The sequence below is a fragment of the Micromonospora sp. NPDC048909 genome, from assembly GCF_040649635.1.
Taxonomy (GTDB): Bacteria; Actinomycetota; Actinomycetes; order Mycobacteriales; family Micromonosporaceae; genus Micromonospora.
In genome coordinates, this window is sequence record NZ_JBEZFU010000002.1 from 187,579 (window position 1) to 204,774 (window position 17,196).

The window sequence follows — 17,196 nt, forward strand, 5'->3', positions numbered from 1 at the left end:
CAACCGCGCGGACCGCCCGCGCGCGGCCCCGGCGTGCCGGGGGCGGGGGTGGGCGCGCCGGATCCGCGCCGTTCCGGCCGTGGTGGCGGGCACCGGTTACTCTGGTCCGGCGACGCGCCGGTTTGGCGATTCGCTGAACGAACAGACGAAGAGAAAAGTCCGGACAAGGGTGACGAAGTGTGCCCTGATCCGCGAATTGCTCATCCTGAGGGGTGGCGACCGAGGGCGTCGGCGGAATACTCTCGGTCGCGGCCCGCGTACTGATGAGACGCCCGGGGGACGGGCGGGTGGAGGTGCTCGCGTGAGCCTGTCGATTGTGAAGTCGGTTCTGTCCGGTGGTGTCGTGGAGATCGCCCCGCGCGGCGAGATCGACGTCGACACGGCGTACGAGGTGCGCGAGGCGATCGCCGAGGTGCTCGCCAAGGGGCGCCCGGCCCGGATCGAGCTCAACATGCGGCTCGTCACCTTCATCGACTCCGTCGGCATCAGCGCGATGGTCGCCGGCTTCCAGACCGCCGAGGTGAGTGGGGTCAAGCTGGTGGTCACCGAGCCGAGCCGGTTCGTGCACCGGCAGCTCTGGGTGACCGGCCTGCTCGGGCTCTTCGGCGCGCCCGAGCCCTACTACGCCGGCGCCGCCACCCCCGAGGTGCTTCCCGGCGCCTGAGCCGTCCGGGCGTTGCCAGCCCGCCCGGCGTACGCGACGATCGGGCGACCAACGGCGGCGGGGAGACGGTGTGCTCAGGCGAGACTCGTTCAGCTACACCGTCCAGGCGCGTTGCTCGCTCGCCGAGGCCACCGCGCTCCTGTCTGACCTGCGCCGGCAGGGCGAACTGCATCCGCTGATCATCGAGGTGCGGCAGCTCCCGCCTCGGCCCGGGGCGCGTGCCAGCTACGCGATCAGCGACCGGTTGGCCGCCGGTCCGCTCCGGTTCCGGACGACCTACCAGGCAGACCTGCTGGTCAGCACGGACGACGAGATCGTCATGGTGGCCCGGCAGTGGCCGGCCACCACGGTGCGCAACCACACCCGGCTCCGCGCCGAGCCCGGCGGGCTGGTCCGGATCGACGTCGAGATCACCCTCGCCGCGCCGGCGCCCCTGTTCCGGTACGCCTTCCGGCAGGCGCAGGCGGCGCACCTGGGCCTGGCCAGCCGGCTCGCCGCGGTGCTGGACGCGGCCCCGGGCGGCCCGAGCGCCACCGACTGACGGTCAGCGCGCCGGGCGTCCGGCCACCGCCGAAGGGCGGCGGCTCGCCACCGGCGCGGCCGCCCGGCGCGGCCGGCCCCACGGCTTGTAGGTGGAGAGCACGGTCGCGATGATCATCAAAGTGGTGGACACGGCGGGCGCGATCACCAGGTCGGCCCGGTCCCTCGACGGCAGCGTGGCGCCGAGTTCTCCGGCGGCGCGTAGGTTCGGCGTGAGCAGCAGCAGCACCAGCCCGACCATCACCGTCGTGATGAGCAGCTTGACCAGCACCCAGCGGTGCCGCAGCAGTCCCCACGGGGTGAGCAGCGCGCTGGCCACGCCCACCAGCCAGACCAGCACGCTGAGCGGGGCGAAAAGGGCGGTGCCGATCAGCGCGGCGACCGGGTAGACCACGGCCGGGTCGGCGCCCCGCTGCACGGAGATGCCGAGGGTGAGCAGGACCAGGTCGGTGCCGAGCCACCCGAGCGAGGTGACCAGGTGCAGCGTGAGCAGCGCCTTGCGGGTGCGGGGCGGTATCCGGGTCATGCCGCCGATGCTGCCCGCGCGGGCCCGCCGGTTCGTCCGGCGACCGACGACACCTCGGCTACGCCCGGCGACGTAGCGCTGCCGGTGGCGACGCCACGGCGTGCGTACGCCGGGCGGCCCGCGGTGCGGACCGCCCGGCGGGCCGGGTCAGTAGACCGACAGGTGCACGTGGTTGGTGTGGTCGCTGGACGGGTCTCCGCCCGCCCCGCTGTACGACTTCCAGCCGCTGCTGGGTAGCCAGATCTGCCGGTACCAGATCACGTAGAGCACGGCGAGCCGGTCGGAGTTGCGGATGAAGTACGCCGCCAGGTTGTTGCCGTAGGTCTTGTCCCCGCCGGTGGCGTCGCCGCCGAAGCCGCCCTTCTGCGCGGCGAAGTCGCAGGCTCGACCCTTTGGATGCTCGCCCGAGCCACCGTTGCGGTGGCAGGAGACGTACCGGGTGAAGCCGGCCGCCTTGGCCTGGTTGAGCGCGTGCAGCGTGCGTGGGGTGATGCAGCCGGTGGCCGGGGTCGGGTCGTTGACGCTGCACGACTCCGAGGGCCAGGAGCCGTCGGAGTTGCGCCGGGCCGGGGTGGCCGTCGCGGTGGAGGTGCCCCGGTTGGAGACGTCCGCGGCGCGGGTGGCGTTGTTGTTGGCGACCGTCAACGCCCGCTCGGCCTGCTCCTTCCGCTTGGCCATCACGGTGACCTGCTTGCGCTGCTCGCGGATCTCGCCGTCCAGCGCGGCCCGGGTCCGGTTCGCCTCGTCCCGGGTGGCCAGCAGCTCGCGCAGCACCCGGTCCTCGTTGGCGGCCACCGCGTCCAGGGCGGCGGCCCGGTCCATGAAGCCGTCCGGGGAGCCGCTGTTGAGCAGCGCCGACATCGCGCCGAGCCGGCCGGTGCGGTAGGCCACCCCGGCGATCTCGCCGACCTTGCCGCTGCGCACGTTCAGCTCGGCCTCGGTGGTCTTCAGCTCGGCGCCGAGCTGCTGTTGGCGCTTCACCGACCGGTCGAGTGCGCTCTTCGCGTCGAGGTAGCCCTTGCTAGCCGCCTCGAGCTGGGCCCGCAGCGCGGGGGTGCCGCCCTCCTCGTCCTGCCCGGGGGCCGCGGCGAGCTGCCCGGCCGGGGGAGCGGCGCCGGCGGCGGTGCCGGGGGCGATCGCGACGCCGAGGGCGAGCGTCGCGGCGATCAGGGCCGCCATTCGGGCGGCGCGTCGTCGTACGGGTGCCACTGGTGGCATGCACATGTCCTTCCGTCAGCCGCCGACCGGGTTAGCTGACGGGTTCGGGACGGAAGATCCCTACCGCTGACGCGGATGCACCCCACGAACGTGGTTCCCCGGCTCGCCGTGCGGCGATTAGGCGACGGTCACCGCCGGCGCCGATGGGCGCCGCCTGGCGGAGGCCGGGACCGAGCCTACCGGTGCCAGGGCGACCTCTGCAGCAGAAGTGACAGAGGGTGCTGCTGTGGTTACCGGAAAATCCGGCGTAAGCGGACGATAGCCACCCTGAATTAAGAGAGTCCTCATCACCACTCCACCGACCCGCAGGCCCCGGAGGTCGCTCCGGGCTCGATCTGCAACGTGGCGTGCTCGATGTGGAAGTCCTCGCTGAGCGCCGTCCGGGCGGCGGCGAGCACCGCGCCGACGTCGGCCCCGGGCGACATGGTGAGGTGCGCGGAGGCCACCTCCATGCCCGAGGTGAGCGTCCAGACGTGCAGGTCGTGGACGCCGGCCACGCCGGGCACCTCGGCCAACCGGTCGTGCACGGCGGTCACCTGCAGGTGCTCCGGGGCGGCCTGGACCAGGATGCGGACCGCGGCCCGCCCGAGCCGCCAGGTGCGGGGCAGGATGAACACGCCGATGGCCACCGCGACCAGCGGGTCGGCCCACCACCAGTCGGTCACCGCGATGAGCGCCGCCGCGCCGATCACGCCGAGCGAGCCGAGCAGGTCGCCGAGCACCTCGAGGTAGGCGCCCTGCAGGTTGATGCTCTCCCGGGCGGCCGAGCGCAGCAGCGCGAAGGCGCCCAGGTTGGCCAGCAGGCCCAGCGTGGCCACCACCAGCACCGGGCCGGCCAGCACCTCCGGCGGGTCGCCGAAGCGGCCGACCGCCTCGACCACCACGTAGACCGCGACCCCGGAGAGCAGGACGGCGTTCGCCAGCGCGGCGAGCACCTCGAGCCGGTAGAGGCCGAAGGTGCGTTGCGGATCCTGGTTGGCGTGTCGGCTGGCGGTGATCGCGGCGAGCGCCATGCCGATGCCGAGCACGTCGGTGAACATGTGCCCGGCGTCGGAGAGCAGGGCCAGCGAGCCGGTGCGGAACGCGGCCACGGCCTCGACCACCATCAGGCCGCTCAGCAGGGCGAAGGCCGCCCAGAGCCGGCCACGGTGATGCTGCGCGGCGTTCGCCACCGACCCGTGGTGGTCATGACCTGCGCCCACCAACTCACCCTCCGCCGACGGTCCGGACCGGTCAAATATATGCTCACATTGCTATGTGTGCAAGTAATCGACCGCGCTCAGTGGCGGCGGTGCCTCGCACGGTGTCAGCCGGTCGGGTCGATCGTGGTGAGCCGCTGGGTGGCCCGGGAGAGCGCCACGTAGAGCGTCCGGACGCCCGAGCCGGGGTCGGCCCGGATCTCGCTCGGCGCGACCAGCACCACCCCGTCGTACTCCATGCCCTTGGCCTCCAGGCTGGTCACCACCTGCAGCCGGGGAGCGTTCAGCGGGCCGAGCCAGCCGGCCACCTCGTCCCGACGCGGCACCGGCGTGATCACCCCGACCGTCCCCTCCACCTCGCCGAGCAGCGTGGTCACCGCCGCCATGGTGGCGGTCCGCACCTCGGTCGCGGGCACCACCAGCTCGACCGGGTCGACCCCGGTCGAGCGGACCGCGCTGGGCAACGTGAGGTCCGGGTAGAGCCGGCGGATCTCGGCCGCCGCCACCGCGAAGATCTCCGCCGAGTTGCGGTAGTTGGTGGTGAGGGTGAACTGCTGCCGGCGCCGCCGGCCCAGCGCGTGGTCGCGGGCCCGGGTCAGCTCCGCGGGGTCGCCGGTCCACGCCGTCTGCGCCGGATCGCCGACCACCGTCCAGGACGCCAACCGGCCCCGCCGGCCGATCATCCGCCACTGCATCGGCGAGACGTCCTGCGACTCGTCCACCACCACGTGCGCGTACTCCCGGTAGTCCTCCGGGCGCTGCCGGGCCGCCTCCCGGGCGGCCCGCTGCCGGTCGGCGAAGGTGCTCAGTTCCCGCACCCCGCCGGCGAGCTGGTACGGGTCACGCTTCGCCCGGGCGGGCCGCACCGGCTGGCCGAGCATCGAGTCCAGCTCGTCGAGGAGCGCGATGTCGGCGATCGTCAGCCCCTCGGCGTCCAGCGTCCGGTACGCCGCGTCCAGCAGCCGGATCTCGCCGCCGGCGAGGATGCCGCCGGCGTAGCGGCGCAGCCGCTCCGGGCGGGCCAGCCAGCCCAGCACGTGCCGTGGGTGCAGCCGTGGCCACCAGGCCTTCAGGAACTCCCGGAACTCCGGCCGCTCGGCGATCTCGTCCTCGAAGGCGCGCTGCTCCGGCAGCCGGCCGATGCCCAGCCGGCGGGCCTGCGCCCAGAGCGCGGAGAAGACGCCGTCGAAGCCGGCCCGGCGCACCTCGTTGCGGCGCGCCCCCCGGTGCAGCGCGCGCTCCCGGATCCCGTCCAGCTCCCGGCGGTCCAGCCGGAGCAGCGTGCCCCGGTAGAGCAGGCGCAGCTCGGTGGGGCCGTCTGGCACGGCGTCGCGCACCGCCCGCTCCAGCACCCGGCGCATCCGCAGCGAGCCCTTCACCGAAGCCACCTCGGGCGGGTCGGTGCGGGTGGCGGTCATCCCCGGGAAGAGCGTGCCGAGCGAGTGCAGGGTGGCGGTGTCCTCGCCGAGCGAGGGCAGCACCGAGGCGATGTACTCGACGAAGACCGAGGACGGGCCGACCACCAGGATGCCGCCGCCGGCGTACCGGCTGCGGTCCGAGTAGAGCAGGTACGCCGCCCGGTGCAGGGCGACCGCCGTCTTGCCGGTGCCGGGGCCGCCCGAGACGATCGTCACGCCCGACCCGGGGGAGCGGATGGCCTCGTCCTGCTCCCGTTGGATGGTGGCCACGATGTCCCGCATGCCCCGCCCGGTGGCCCGGGAGAGCGTGGCGAGCAGCGCACCGTCGCCGACCACCGCCATGTCCGGCGGGGCGGCGGCGGGGTCGAGCAGGTCGTCCTCGATCCGGGTGACCCGCTCCCCGCTGGACTGGATCGTCCGGCGGCGCACCACGCCGAGCGGCTGGGCCGGGGTGGCCTGGTAGAACGCCGCGGCGGCCGGAGCCCGCCAGTCGACCACCAGGCTGACCGCGTGCTCGTCCCGGATGCCGAGCCGGCCGACGTGCAGCACCTGTTGGTCGCGCAGGTCGAGCCGGCCGAAGACCAGCCCCTCGTGCTCGGCGTCCAGGGCGTGCCGGCGTCGCGCCGCGTGGAAGACCATGGCGTCCCGCTCGACCAGCGCGCCGAAGTTGCCGACCCGGGCCAGTCGGTAGCCGTCCCGCTCGGCGTGGACCGCCGCCCGCCGCAGCTCGGCGAGTCGGGCGTACACCCGGTCGAGATGTCGCTGCTCGGCGGCGATCTCCTGGTCCAGGGTGGTCTGGTCGGTCAACGAACGCTCCTGATCCCCGTCGGCGCGGGCGCCGCGGATACCGCGGGCCGTGTGCCGGGCCAACCGGACGAGGGTACGGCCCCGGCCGGCGCCACCGCGCCCGAGGTGCGCCCCGGACGTCCTGGTCAGCCCCCGGCCACCGGCGCGGGACCGCTCGCCGGGGCGGGCCGGCCCAGCACCTGCCGGAGCACTCCGAGCAGGGCGGCGTTCACCTCGTCGGGCCGTTCCATCATCAGCATGTGCCCGGCGCCGGGACAGACGGTGAGCTCGGTCGCCGGCAGCGCGGCGGCGATCGACTCGGCGCACGGCGGCGGGGTGAGCCGGTCCCGGTCGCCGACCAGCGCGGCGGCCGGCAGGTGGGCCAGCGCCGCCAGGGTCTCCAGCCGGTGCTGCGCCCCGATCGAGGCGCGGAACCCGCCGATCGAGCGGAGCGAGGCCCGGGCCACCGCGGAGGTGACCAGGCGGATGTCGGTGGGGTCGCAGCGGTCGCCGAAGAGCAGCCAGCGGATGCTCGGGCGCAGCGCGCGCAGCAGCGCCAGGGGTGGCCGCCACGATCCGCACCGGGCCAACACGCCGGCGCCGGTGGTCTCGGCGAGCCGGATCAGCCGGGCGATCCGTGGGGTGAGCCCGTAGACGGTGTGCGTGTGCCCCTCGGCCGTGGTCGAGACGAAGGCCAGCCCGGCCGTGCGGGCGGTGAAGTGCGCGGGATGCCGGTGCGCGTACTCCATGATCGTCATGCCGCCCATGGAGTGCCCGACCAGGACCACCCGGCCGGTCGGGGCGACCGCGTCCACCACCGCGGCGAGGTCGTCGCCGAGCTGGGCCAGGGTCGCCGTGCGCAGCGACATGCAGCTCGACCGGCCGTGACCGCGGGCGTCGTAGGCGACCAGCCGCACCGCCGGGCCCAGCGACTCACCGAGAGCGGTGACCTGCCGGTGCCAGCTCCGCGCGTCGAGCGTCCAACCGTGCAGCAGGATCACGGTCACCTCGGCGTCCGCCGGGCCGGTCACCTCGACGTGCAGCCGCACCCCGTCGGGGAGGCGGACCTCCGACTGCTCCGGCATCGCCACCTCCCAGGTCGCCCGGACGCGCCCACCGGGATACCCGGCGGTAACACCGGCTACCCGCCATGACACCACGCCAACCGTGGCAGTGGGAAGATTCGCAACCGCGCTGCGCGGCGCCGGACGGGCGGCCAAGCTGAGAACATGGGGTCGCCGCTGGCACCGCCGCCGAGGCCGGGCCGGTCGTCGTCGGCCGGCGCCGCGCCGCCGGGGCGCCCGGCCGGTGGTACGCCCCGCACGGCGCTCGCCGAACTGCTCGCCGGCAACCGTCGGTTCATCAGCGGTCAGCCGGTGCACGGTCACGACGTCACCGCCGCCGCGGCGAGCGCCTCCGGCGATCAGCAGCCGTACGCGGTGCTGCTCGGCTGCATCGACTCACGGGTGCCACTGGAGGCGATCTTCGACCAGACCTTCGGCTCGATCTGCGTGATCCGCACCGGTGGGCACGTGCTCGACCGGGCGGTGCTCGGCTCGATCGAGTACGTCGTGCACCAACTGGGGGTGCCGCTGGTGGTGGTGCTCGGGCACGAGCGGTGCGGCGCGGTGGCCGCCACGGTCGAGGCGGTGCGCAGCGGCGAGCGGCCCGGCGGCGCACTGGCCCACCTGGTCGACCAGATCGCCCCGGCGGTGACCGAGGTGGGCGCCGCCGACCCGCGGGTCCAGCCACTGGCCATCCGCCGGCACGTGCTGCGGACGGTGGCCGCGCTGCGCGCCGACGACCTGCTCGCCGGCCCGGTCGCCACCGGCCGGGTGGACGTGGTCGGCGCCCTCTACGACCTGGCCAGCGGCGAGGTCACCCTGCTGCGCTGAGCGGCGTGGCCCGGCCTCGCCCGACGTCCGGGCGAGCCGGGGGCGGAGATGACGAACCGCCCGCCGGGAGGTCCCGACGGGCGGTTCGGATGTCGCTGGTGGAGCGGGCGGATCAGGCCTCGAAGACGCCGGCCGCGACCAGGCGCTTCTCGGTCGCCTCCCAGCCGTCGCCGGGGTGCGCCTGCGCCAGGGTGTTGATCTCGGCCCGGATCTTCGCGGCGTGACCGGCGGCGGCCAGCACCCGGATCTCCTCGACGAAGGCGTCGGAGTCCGTGCGCAGGTGCGCGGTCTTGCCGTTGGTCAGGTTCCGCACGTAGGCGTGCTTGCCGCCGTTGAGCGGGATGAGGTACTTGAACTCGCCCAGCACGCTGAGGGCGCCACCCTGGCCAGCCTGGCCGGCCCGGACGGACGCGCGCGCGGTCTTAGAGGTGTTGCTCGCCACGGAGGTACTCCTTGCAAGACGTACGGGAGGACTGGACGTCCGGGGGCTGGTGCGGGAAGCACCGCAAAGGTGGACCCGCGAAAGTCGTGCGCGGCAGAAGCCGCCGGTGGAACTGTACACGACCACGATGCCTGGCTGGTCATCGCGCTGTCCTGAGAGACAACGGCGGTCACCCGGTCGGCTATTCCACGGCCCCGGGCCCGGCGAATTTTCCGATTCCCTGGCGCACCATCCGTCACAGGAGTCATCATGTGTTGCAGGAACCACTCGGGTGACACGAGGTCGTAGGGGAAGACGCACCTCGCTCTCCGGGAGGTCACCGTGCCAACGCGTGGCGTCGTATACGTCCACTCGACCCCGCTCGCCGTGTGCTCACACGTCGAGTGGGCGATCGCGCGCGTCCTTGCCGCGCCGGTCAACCTGCAGTGGACGGCTCAGCCCGTCGACCCCGGCGCCCGCCGGGCCGAGTGCGGGTGGACCGGTCGTCCGGGGACGGGCGCCGAGCTGGCTGCTGCCCTCCGGCAGTGGCCCATGATCCGTTTCGAGGTGACCGAGGAGCCGAGCCCCGGCGCCGACGGTGAACGGTTCATGCACGTTCCGGGGCGTGGCCTGTTCCGGGCCACGGTCGGCGCGGCCGGCGACATCCAGCTCGGCGAGGACCGCCTGCGCAGCATCCTGGCGACCGCCCGGGCGCCGGAGGCGATCGCGCACGCGGTGGACAAGGCGCTCGGCACCGCCTGGGACGCCGAGCTGGAGCCCTACCGCTACGCCGGCGACGGCGCCCCGGTGACCCTGCTCACCCGGGTCGGGTGACCCGCTCGGCGGCGGCGCCGACGGCTCGCCGGGCAGGCCGACCGCAGAGGTCAAGTTGCCCCGATACGCGGAGAACTGGTGGGATAGGCGGCGTGTCGTTTCGCCCGCGCCGCGCCAGCGTCGCCGTCGCCGCCCTGACCGCCCTGCTCGTCTCCGGTTGCGCGACGGGCCCGGACCGCCCCGGTCCGGCCCCGTCGGGCGCGACCGCGGCGCCGACCCCGACCGCCACCGCGCCGCCCCCCGATGATCCCGCGGCCCGCGCCGCCGCCCTGGTCGGCACGCTCGGCGACGAGGACCTGGTCGGGCAGGTGCTGATGCCGTACGCCTACGGCAGCGCCGCGACGAAGGTCTCGCCCGGCTCGGCGGCCGGCAACCGGGCCCTCGCCGGGGTCGACACCCCCGCCGAGATGATCGCGAAGTACCGGCTCGGCGGGCTGATCCTGGTCGGCTTCAGCGCCGACGACCCGACCAGCGGCAACCAGGAAACCACCAACGTGGACAGCCCGAAGCAGGTCCACGAGCTGACCACCGGGCTGCGCGAGGCGGCCGGCCGGTTGCCCACCGGTGCCGCGCCCTTCCTGATCGGCACCGACCAGGAGTACGGCGTGGTCACCCGGATCACCGACGGGGTCACCGCGCTGCCCAGCGCGCTGGCCGCCGGTGCGGCCGGCGACCCGGCGTTGACCGAGGCGGCCTGGCGGGCCGCCGGCGCCGAGCTGGCCGCGATGGGGATCAACCTCGACTTCGCGCCGGTCGCCGACGTGCTCGCCACCCGCAGCACCGTGATCGGCTCCCGGTCGTTCGGCGCCGACCCCAAGCGGGCCGCGGCGCAGGTCGGCGGCGCCGTGCGCGGCCTGCAGGGCGCGGGCGTCGCAGCCACGGTGAAGCACTTTCCCGGGCACGGGCACAGCGCGGCCGACTCGCACCAGGAGCTGCCGACGCTCACCCAGTCCCCGGCGGCGCTGGCGGCCGGCGCGTGGCCGCCGTTCAAGGCTGGGATCGACGCCGGCGCGATGGCCGTGATGTCCGCCCACCTCGACGTCCGGTCGATCGACCCGGGCACCCCGGCCACCTTCTCCCACAAGCTGCTCACCGACGTGCTCCGCAACCAGCTCGGCTTCCAGGGCGTGGTGATCACCGACGGCATGAACATGCCCCCGGCGAAGCGCTGGTCGCCGGGGGAGGCCGCGGTGCGGGCGTTGAACGCCGGCAACGACCTGATCCTGATGACCCCGAACGTGGGCCAGGCGTACGACGGGCTGCTCGCCGCGCTGCGCGGCGGCTCCCTGCCCCGCGCTCGGCTGGTCGACGCGGCGACCCGGGTGCTGACCATGAAGTTCCGGTTGGCCGGGCAGCCGGCCCCGGCGATGTCCACGCTCAACGACCCGGCGCACCGCACGGCGGCCGACGCGCTCGCGGCCGCCTCGGTGACCGTGCTGCGCGGCGCCTGCGGCACCGCCGGAGTCGCCGGGCCGGTGACCGTCACCTCCTCCGGAGGTCGGGACCAGACCCGGAAACTGCTCACCGAGGCCCTCACCGCCGCCGGCGCGCGGGTGGTGCCCAGCGGTGGCACGATCGTGCACCTGGTCGGCTACGGCGACGGCGCCGGCGACCTGCGCGCCGACGCCGCCGTGACGGTCGCCATGGACACCCCGTACGTGCTGGCGAAGGCGAAGTCGCCGACGCTGCTGGCCACCTATTCGTCCAGCCGGGCCTCGATGACCGCGCTGGCCGGGGTGCTCGCCGGGAAGGCCCGCCCGGGCGGCCGGTCGCCGGTCAAGGTGACCGGGTTGCCCGCCACCACCTGCGCCAGCTGAGAGCCGTCAGTAGCGCCTGACGCGGGCGGACTGCTTCACCAACTGGTAGGCGGGCAGCAGCTCCTCGGTGTCCGGGGTGTCCAGGGTCAGCACGACCGGGCCGTACAGGGAGGCCATGGCGATGGCCCGGTCCCGGACGGAGCCGCCGCCGTCCTTGAAGTAGCTCGCCTCGAAGGCGTCCACCTTGCCGGCCTTGATCCGCCGGTACTCGGCGTCGGCGGACTCCGGCGCGTACTGGTTCAGGAAGTGCTTCAGGTGCGGCTCGGTGCCGCCGGCGACACCGTTGATCCGCCACACGCGGACGAAGCCGGTGACGCCGCTGGGCCGCGCGTCGATCTCGCACCACAACTCGGTGTCCCCGAGGTCCAGCTGAGCGGCCTTGCCCTCCATCGACCGGACCTTCCAGCCGGTGGGCACGGAGAAGGTGACCGGCAGCTCGCAGGTGCTGCCGGCCTCTCCCACCGTGACACCGGCCGGGGCCGCGGCGACCTCGTCGTACCAGGGTGGGCCGGGGGTCACCGGTGAGGCGGTGGGACTCGGCGACGCCGTCGGCGAGGCGCTCGCCGACGGCTTCTCGTTCTGCTCGGCGCAACCGCCGGCCAGTGCGATGGTCAGCGCCGCGAGTACGGCGACACAGCTCCGCTGCCCCATGGGATCCCCCCGTTGTCGATCTTCAGCCGGCACAGCAAACCGGGTCGGGGCGGCGGCGTCAACTCCGTTGCGGGGACCGGGGTCACGCGGGGCGGTTCGGCTCCGGACGGTTCGTCCGCTCGCGCTGAGCCGGCGTGGCGAGCAGTGGCAGCGGCGACGGCTCGGGCAGCGCCGACGGGTCGGCGCTGGGCACCGTCCGGGGCAGCAGCGCGGCGAGACCTGCCCGGGTCGCCACCACGATCAACCGGTCGGTCCGGACCAGTGGACGGCGGTCCGGCAGGGACCAGATGGTCTGACCGGCCCGGCCGGTGCGCATCGCGATCACCCGGACCTCGCCGGGCCGGGAGATGTCGGGGCAGAACAGCCCCTCGATCTCGGAGCCGGCGCCCACCGGCAGGTCGGCGACGAGCAGGACCCGGCGCCCGACCGAGATGGTGTCGATGACCTCGCGTCCCATCATGGCGGCGGCGAACGCCGGCGCGGCCAGGTACGACACGCTGCGGGACCGGGTGAGGCCGAAGGTCCGCTGCACCCGCTGCGCGAAGCCGTCGTCGAAGAGCCGCAGCACGATGCGCAGCGGCGGCTGCCCCGCGGCGGTCCGCTGGGAGGTGTGCCCCGGTCGGCCCAGCAGGGCCGTCTCCAGGTTGGACACGTCGTCGCCGGTGAGCACCACCAGTGCCCGAGCGGTGTGCAGCGAGGCGGCGCGCAGCGTCTCGGGGCTCGTCGCGTCGCCGATCACCACGGGCAGCCCCAGCTCGCGGGCGACGGCCACCCCGCGCGCCGACTCCGCGCGGTCGACCGCCACCACCAGCACCCCGAAGGAGTGCAGTTCCTGGAGCACCCGGGTGCCGATGTTGCCCAGGCCGACCACGATCACGTGGTCGGCGACCGGGTCCACCAGCCCGCCGGCGGCCACCGTGAGCCGGGCGTGCACGAGCGCGTCGACCACGAGGGCGGTCACGGTCGGCACGATGGCGACTCCCGCGATCACCAGCACCACCGCGGTCACCTTCTCGGCGAGCGGAGCGCCCGGGTCGGCGTCCGCGCCGCCCAGCGCGGTGAGCAGCACCAGGTACGCCGCCTCGGCCGGTCGAAGGCCCCGGGCGAACGCGAGCACCGTGCCGGCGGCGACGAAGAGCGCGGCCAGGCCGGCCAGCGCCAGCCGCACGTTCCGCCCGAAGATCAGGCCGGTGGTCCGCAGCAGGCGGGACCGCCGGCGGGGCGGCTCGGGGCGACGCTGCCCGTAGGTGCGGACGAGCACCAGGTCGGCGTCCTCCTCGTTCTCGGGGAGGGTGACCGGCTCGGGCCCGTCGGTGTCCGCGAGGGCGCAGACGATGTCGGCGGTGGCCGGACCGAGCGCCTCCCGGTGCGCCGTGCGGACGAGTTCGTCGTCGGGCAGCCGCAGGTAGGTCGGGGCCTCGTCGCCCAGGGTGGCGGCCACGAACGCCGGGGCGGCGAACTCCGAGCCGGACAGCACGGCGCAGTCGCCCAGCGCGGTGGCCACCCCCTCGCCGAGCACCGAATTGAACAGACGGACCACGAGCCGTACGTCCGGGTCCAGTTCGCGCACGATCATCGCGGCGTCCACGTTGGTGACGTCGTCGTCGCCGACCAGCGCCACCGCCGCCGCCTGCCGCACCCGGGCCTGCTCCAGCACCTCCGCGGTCAGCCGGCGGGCCACCAGCACCTCCGGTCGCTGACCCGGCCCACCCGGCTCGGGGGAGAACTCCGCGATGTCCGGCGCGTGGTTCTCGGTCAGCGACGGCAGCACCACGGTGACGGCCACGCCGTACCGGTCCACCAGCTCCGCCACCAGGCGACGGGCGAGGGTGCCGTCGCCGCAGACCACGTAGCGCTGGCCGGAGTGCTCCGCGGCGGGGAGGGTGTCGTCGGACACGCCCCGGATGGTAGCCGCCGGACTCCAGCCGGCGGCGGCCGTCGGGCCGGAATCCGGTCGCGCCGGCCGGGCCCGGCCTGGCACCCTGCGGGCATGACAGCGGCGCGGGGATTCCGGTACGTCGAGCGGGCCGACGGCACGGTGGTGATCACCCATCAGGGGCGGGTCGCCGGCACGTTGCGTGGCGGCCGGGCGGCACAGTTTCTCGCCGAGGTCGACGACGACCCGCAGCTGGTGATGGCGCGCTGGACCGGCAACTACCGCCGGGGCAACGAGCGGACCGCGCAGCAGCACCCGCGCAACCGCGGCTGAGCGGCGGCAACGCCGAGGGCCCGCGCTCGACGAGCGCGGGCCCTCGGTGGAACCGTCGAACGTTACAGCGGGATGTTGCCGTGCCCGCCGCGGGCAGCCGGGGCCGCGGCGAGCGCCTCGGCGATCCGGCGTCGGGTCTCCGCCGGCTTGATCACGTCGTCCACCACGCCGATCTCCAGCGCCCGGTTCACCCCACCGGCCGTCCGGGTCTGCTCCTCGATCAGCTGCGCGCGCAGCGCCTCCCGCTCCTCGACCGGAGCGGCGGCCAGCCGCTTGCGGTGCAGGACGTTCACCGCCGCGCTCGCGCCCATCACCGCGACCTCCGCGTTCGGCCAGGCGAAGACCGCGGTGGCGCCGAGCGAGCGCGAGTTCATCGCGATGTACGCGCCGCCGTACGCCTTGCGGGTCACCAGGGTCACCCGCGGCACCACCGCCTCGGCGAAGGCGTGCAGCAGCTTCGCGCCGCGGCGCACCACGCCGTCCCACTCCTGGCCGAGACCGGGCAGGTAGCCCGGCACGTCGACCAGCACGATCAGCGGGACGCCGAGGGAGTCGCACATCCGCACGAACCGAGCCGCCTTCTCGGCGCTGGAGGCGTCGAGGCAGCCACCGAGGCGCAGCGGGTTGTTGGCGATCACGCCGACCGTCCGCCCGGCGAACCGGCCGAGCGTGGTGACGACGTTCGGCGCCCACTTGGCGTGCAGCTCCACGCCGGGGGCGTCGAGCAGCGCCTTGACCACCGGCTTCACGTCGTACGCCCGGTTGGTCTCGGCCGGCATCCGGGCGGTCAGGTCGTGCCCGTCCTCGCCGTCGGCCGACACGTCGTCGGGCGAGAGCCGGCCCTGGTGACCGAGGAGCGCGGCGAGCCTGCGCGACTCGGTCATCGCCGCCTCGTCGTCGGGGCAGGTCACGTGCACCACACCGGAGCGGCGACCGTGCGGCTCCGGGCCGCCGAGCCGCTCCATGTCGACCTGCTCGCCGGTGACGCTGCGGACGACCTCGGGGCCGGTCACGAAGATCCGGCCGGCCCCGCTCATCACCACGATGTCGGTCAGTGCTGGCCCGTACGCCGCGCCGCCGGCCGCCGGACCGAGCACCACCGAGATCTGCGGTACCCGGCCGGAGGCCCGCACCATCGCGGCGAAGACCTGCCCGACGGCGTCCAGCGCGACCACGCCCTCGGCCAGCCGAGCGCCGCCGGAGTGCCAGAGGCCGAGCACCGGCACCCGCTCCCGGACGGCGGTGTCGATCGCGTCGACGATGTGCCGGCACCCGTCGAGGCCCATCGCGCCGCCCATCTTCGTCGCGTCGGTGGCGTACGCGATCGCGGGCGTGCCCTCGATCTCACCGCGCGCCCAGAGCACGCCGGAGCCGTCCCGCGGCGCCGACAGGCGCAGCGAGCCGGCGTCGAAGAGGGCCCGCAGCCGGACCTCGGGATCCCGGTGGTCCACGATCGCTGTGCCCGCGCCGACGGCGGTGGTGCTCACGTGGGCCTCCATGCGTGTGGTCTCAGGCCCGGGTGAAGACGAGAGCCACGTTGTGACCACCGAAGCCGAACGCGTTGTTCAGCGCGGCGGGGATCTCCATCTGGCGCGGCTTGTGGGCGGCCACGTCCAGGGTGAGGCCCTCCTCCGGGTCGTCGAGGTTGATCGTCGGGGGTACGACACCGTCGCGGATCGCCAGGATGGTGGCGATCGACTCCAGCGCGCCGGCCGCGCCGAGCAGGTGACCGGTCATCGACTTCGTCGCGGCCAGCACCGGGTGGTCCCCGAGTGCCTTGTGCAGCGCGCCGATCTCCAGCATGTCGCCGACCGGGGTCGACGTGGCGTGCGCGTTGACGTGCACGATGTCCCGCTTGGCCACCTCCGAGTCGGCGATCGCCCGGGCGATGGCGCGGATGGCGCCCTCACCCTCGGCGTGCGGCTGCACGATGTCGAAGGCGTCGGAGGTGATGCCGGCGCCGGCGAGACGGGCGTACACCCGGGCTCCCCGGGCCGCGGCGTGGTCGGCCCGCTCCAGCACGACCACCCCGGCGCCCTCGCCCAGGACGAAGCCGTCCCGGCCCTTGTCCCACGGGCGGGAGGCGTGCTCCGGGTCGTCGTTGCGCGTGGACATCGCCCGCATCGAGGCGAACCCGGCGATCGGCAGCGGGTGGATGACCGCCTCGGTGCCGCCGGCCACCACCACGTCGGCCCGGCCGGACCGGATGATGTCCAGGCCGAGCGCGATCGCCTCCGCGCCGGTCGCGCAGGCGCTGGCCACCGAGTGCACACCGGCCTTCGCGCCCACCTCGAGCCCGACCCACGCGGCCGGGCCGTTCGGCATCAGCATCGGCACGGTGTGCGGGGAGACCCGGCGCGGCCCGGAGGCCTCCAGGATGTCGTCCTGGGCGAGCAGGGTGGTCGCACCGCCGATGCCGGAGCCGACGCTGACCGCCAGCCGCTCCGGGTCCAGCCCGGAGTCGGCCAGGCCGGCGTCCGCCCAGGCCTGCTTGGCCGCCACGAGAGCGATGGCCTCGGAGCGGTCCAGCCGACGCAGCTTGACCCGGTCCAGCACCTCGGACGGCTCGACGGCCAGCTGCGCGGCGATCCGGACCGGCAGTTGCGCCGCCCACTCCTGGGTGAGGGGACTCACCCCGGAGCGGCCGGCGAGCAGGGCTTCCCAGGTCGACGCGACGTCCCCGCCGAGCGGGGTCGTCGCGCCGAGCCCGGTGACGACGACGTCGGGACGAGTCATGATCAGGACTGCGCCTCGATGTAGCTGACCGCGTCCCCGACGGTCTTCAGGTTCTGCACCTCGTTGTCCGGGATCTTGACGCCGAACTTCTCCTCGGCCGCCACCACGACCTCCACCATGGAGAGCGAGTCGACGTCCAGGTCGTCGGTGAAGGACTTACCCTCGGCCACGTCGTCCGGGTTCACCCCGGCAACCTCTTCGAGGATCTCGGCGAGGCCGGCGGTGATCTCGTCACGGGTCATTGCGGTTGGTTCCTCTCATCGGGGGTTGATCGCGTCGGAC

At 74.4% G+C, this 17,196-nt stretch carries 17 protein-coding genes and 1 riboswitch; of the genes, 6 read left to right on the plus strand and 11 right to left on the minus strand.

Annotation, left to right across the window (positions count from 1 at the left end; all coding sequences use genetic code 11):
* Positions 1-301: 301 nt before the first annotated feature.
* Together AB0C04_RS07080 and AB0C04_RS07085 are read left to right on the plus strand one after the other, a co-directional pair.
* Positions 302-664, plus strand: coding sequence for an STAS domain-containing protein (locus AB0C04_RS07080; RefSeq protein WP_357049612.1), 363 nt, complete (start codon positions 302-304; stop codon positions 662-664).
* A 70-nt stretch (positions 665-734) separates the two neighbouring features.
* Positions 735-1,205 carry an SRPBCC family protein gene (locus tag AB0C04_RS07085; RefSeq protein WP_357049615.1) on the plus strand — a complete coding sequence of 157 codons (471 nt, stop codon included), beginning with the start codon at positions 735-737 and terminating at the stop codon, positions 1,203-1,205.
* 3 nt (positions 1,206-1,208) lie between these two features.
* On the opposite strand, the gene AB0C04_RS07090 is transcribed toward AB0C04_RS07085, so the two are convergent.
* The 5 genes from AB0C04_RS07090 to AB0C04_RS07110 form a co-directional block, all read right to left on the minus strand.
* Positions 1,209-1,730, minus strand: coding sequence for a hypothetical protein (locus AB0C04_RS07090; RefSeq protein WP_357049618.1), 522 nt, complete (start codon positions 1,728-1,730; stop codon positions 1,209-1,211).
* 147 nt (positions 1,731-1,877) lie between these two features.
* Entirely contained in the window at positions 1,878-2,948 is a 1,071-nt protein-coding gene (locus tag AB0C04_RS07095) for a hypothetical protein (RefSeq protein WP_357049621.1), read from the minus strand.
* Between the two features lie 4 nt (positions 2,949-2,952).
* Positions 2,953-3,082: riboswitch (cyclic di-AMP (ydaO/yuaA leader) on the minus strand.
* A gap of 153 nt (positions 3,083-3,235) precedes the next feature.
* Positions 3,236-4,150, minus strand: coding sequence for a cation diffusion facilitator family transporter (locus AB0C04_RS07100; protein WP_357049624.1), 915 nt, complete (start codon positions 4,148-4,150; stop codon positions 3,236-3,238).
* 104 nt (positions 4,151-4,254) lie between these two features.
* Positions 4,255-6,372 carry an AAA family ATPase gene (locus AB0C04_RS07105; RefSeq protein ID WP_357049627.1) on the minus strand — a complete coding sequence of 706 codons (2,118 nt, stop codon included), beginning with the start codon at positions 6,370-6,372 and terminating at the stop codon, positions 4,255-4,257.
* 125 nt (positions 6,373-6,497) lie between these two features.
* Positions 6,498-7,436 (minus strand): alpha/beta hydrolase, encoded by a 939-nt coding sequence (locus AB0C04_RS07110; protein WP_357049630.1) that lies wholly within the window; start codon positions 7,434-7,436, stop codon positions 6,498-6,500.
* Between the two features lie 144 nt (positions 7,437-7,580).
* On the opposite strand from AB0C04_RS07110, the gene AB0C04_RS07115 reads away from it, so the two are divergent.
* Positions 7,581-8,246: a carbonic anhydrase gene (locus AB0C04_RS07115; RefSeq protein ID WP_357049634.1), complete on the plus strand. Its 666-nt coding sequence runs from the start codon at positions 7,581-7,583 to the stop codon at positions 8,244-8,246.
* A 112-nt stretch (positions 8,247-8,358) separates the two neighbouring features.
* On the opposite strand, the gene AB0C04_RS07120 is transcribed toward AB0C04_RS07115, so the two are convergent.
* Positions 8,359-8,688: a hypothetical protein gene (locus tag AB0C04_RS07120; protein ID WP_357049637.1), complete on the minus strand. Its 330-nt coding sequence runs from the start codon at positions 8,686-8,688 to the stop codon at positions 8,359-8,361.
* A 321-nt stretch (positions 8,689-9,009) separates the two neighbouring features.
* On the opposite strand from AB0C04_RS07120, the gene AB0C04_RS07125 reads away from it, so the two are divergent.
* Both AB0C04_RS07125 and AB0C04_RS07130 read left to right on the plus strand, forming a co-directional pair.
* On the plus strand, positions 9,010-9,501 hold the full coding sequence (locus AB0C04_RS07125) for a DUF3145 domain-containing protein (RefSeq protein ID WP_357049640.1): 492 nt from the start codon (positions 9,010-9,012) through the stop codon (positions 9,499-9,501).
* Between the two features lie 83 nt (positions 9,502-9,584).
* Positions 9,585-11,318, plus strand: coding sequence for a glycoside hydrolase family 3 N-terminal domain-containing protein (locus tag AB0C04_RS07130; RefSeq protein WP_357050746.1), 1,734 nt, complete (start codon positions 9,585-9,587; stop codon positions 11,316-11,318).
* Positions 11,319-11,324: 6 nt separating this feature from the next.
* On the opposite strand, the gene AB0C04_RS07135 is transcribed toward AB0C04_RS07130, so the two are convergent.
* Positions 11,325-11,969 carry a lipoprotein gene (locus AB0C04_RS07135; RefSeq protein WP_357049644.1) on the minus strand — a complete coding sequence of 215 codons (645 nt, stop codon included), beginning with the start codon at positions 11,967-11,969 and terminating at the stop codon, positions 11,325-11,327.
* A gap of 82 nt (positions 11,970-12,051) precedes the next feature.
* Positions 12,052-13,866: an NAD(P)-binding protein gene (locus AB0C04_RS07140; protein WP_357049647.1), complete on the minus strand. Its 1,815-nt coding sequence runs from the start codon at positions 13,864-13,866 to the stop codon at positions 12,052-12,054.
* Between the two features lie 93 nt (positions 13,867-13,959).
* Here AB0C04_RS07140 and AB0C04_RS07145 point away from each other — a divergent pair, with 93 nt between their 5' ends.
* Positions 13,960-14,178 carry a hypothetical protein gene (locus tag AB0C04_RS07145; protein ID WP_357049650.1) on the plus strand — a complete coding sequence of 73 codons (219 nt, stop codon included), beginning with the start codon at positions 13,960-13,962 and terminating at the stop codon, positions 14,176-14,178.
* 62 nt (positions 14,179-14,240) lie between these two features.
* Here AB0C04_RS07145 and AB0C04_RS07150 read toward each other — a convergent pair whose 3' ends face one another.
* Genes AB0C04_RS07150 through AB0C04_RS07160 form a run of 3 tightly spaced genes read right to left on the minus strand, consistent with a single transcriptional unit; the run spans position 14,241 to position 17,156 of the window.
* The gene (locus tag AB0C04_RS07150) at positions 14,241-15,677 is read right to left on the minus strand and encodes a carboxyl transferase domain-containing protein (protein ID WP_357049654.1); all 1,437 of its coding nucleotides are present in this window, start codon (positions 15,675-15,677) and stop codon (positions 14,241-14,243) included.
* Between the two features lie 10 nt (positions 15,678-15,687).
* Complete coding sequence (gene fabF, locus AB0C04_RS07155; protein ID WP_357049657.1) at positions 15,688-16,914, minus strand: beta-ketoacyl-ACP synthase II; 1,227 nt, start codon at positions 16,912-16,914, stop codon at positions 15,688-15,690.
* Positions 16,915-16,916: 2 nt separating this feature from the next.
* A complete protein-coding gene (locus tag AB0C04_RS07160) occupies positions 16,917-17,156 on the minus strand; it encodes an acyl carrier protein (RefSeq protein ID WP_007072348.1) in 240 nt (79 codons plus the stop codon).
* Between the last annotated feature and the right edge of the window lie 40 nt (positions 17,157-17,196).

What these genes read in the sequence shown, in the direction of transcription:
- AB0C04_RS07090 (WP_357049618.1), bottom strand. Translation starts at nt 1,730, where the DNA reads ATGACCCGGATACCGCCCCGCACCCGCAAGGCGCTGCTCACGCTGCAC.
- AB0C04_RS07095 (WP_357049621.1), bottom strand. Translation starts at nt 2,948, where the DNA reads ATGCCACCAGTGGCACCCGTACGACGACGCGCCGCCCGAATGGCGGCC.
- AB0C04_RS07110 (WP_357049630.1), bottom strand. Translation starts at nt 7,436, where the DNA reads ATGCCGGAGCAGTCGGAGGTCCGCCTCCCCGACGGGGTGCGGCTGCAC.
- AB0C04_RS07115 (WP_357049634.1), top strand. Translation starts at nt 7,581, where the DNA reads ATGGGGTCGCCGCTGGCACCGCCGCCGAGGCCGGGCCGGTCGTCGTCG.
- AB0C04_RS07135 (WP_357049644.1), bottom strand. Translation starts at nt 11,969, where the DNA reads ATGGGGCAGCGGAGCTGTGTCGCCGTACTCGCGGCGCTGACCATCGCA.
- AB0C04_RS07145 (WP_357049650.1), top strand. Translation starts at nt 13,960, where the DNA reads ATGACAGCGGCGCGGGGATTCCGGTACGTCGAGCGGGCCGACGGCACG.
- AB0C04_RS07150 (WP_357049654.1), bottom strand. Translation starts at nt 15,677, where the DNA reads ATGGAGGCCCACGTGAGCACCACCGCCGTCGGCGCGGGCACAGCGATC.
- fabF (WP_357049657.1), bottom strand. Translation starts at nt 16,914, where the DNA reads ATGACTCGTCCCGACGTCGTCGTCACCGGGCTCGGCGCGACGACCCCG.
- AB0C04_RS07160 (WP_007072348.1), bottom strand. Translation starts at nt 17,156, where the DNA reads ATGACCCGTGACGAGATCACCGCCGGCCTCGCCGAGATCCTCGAAGAG.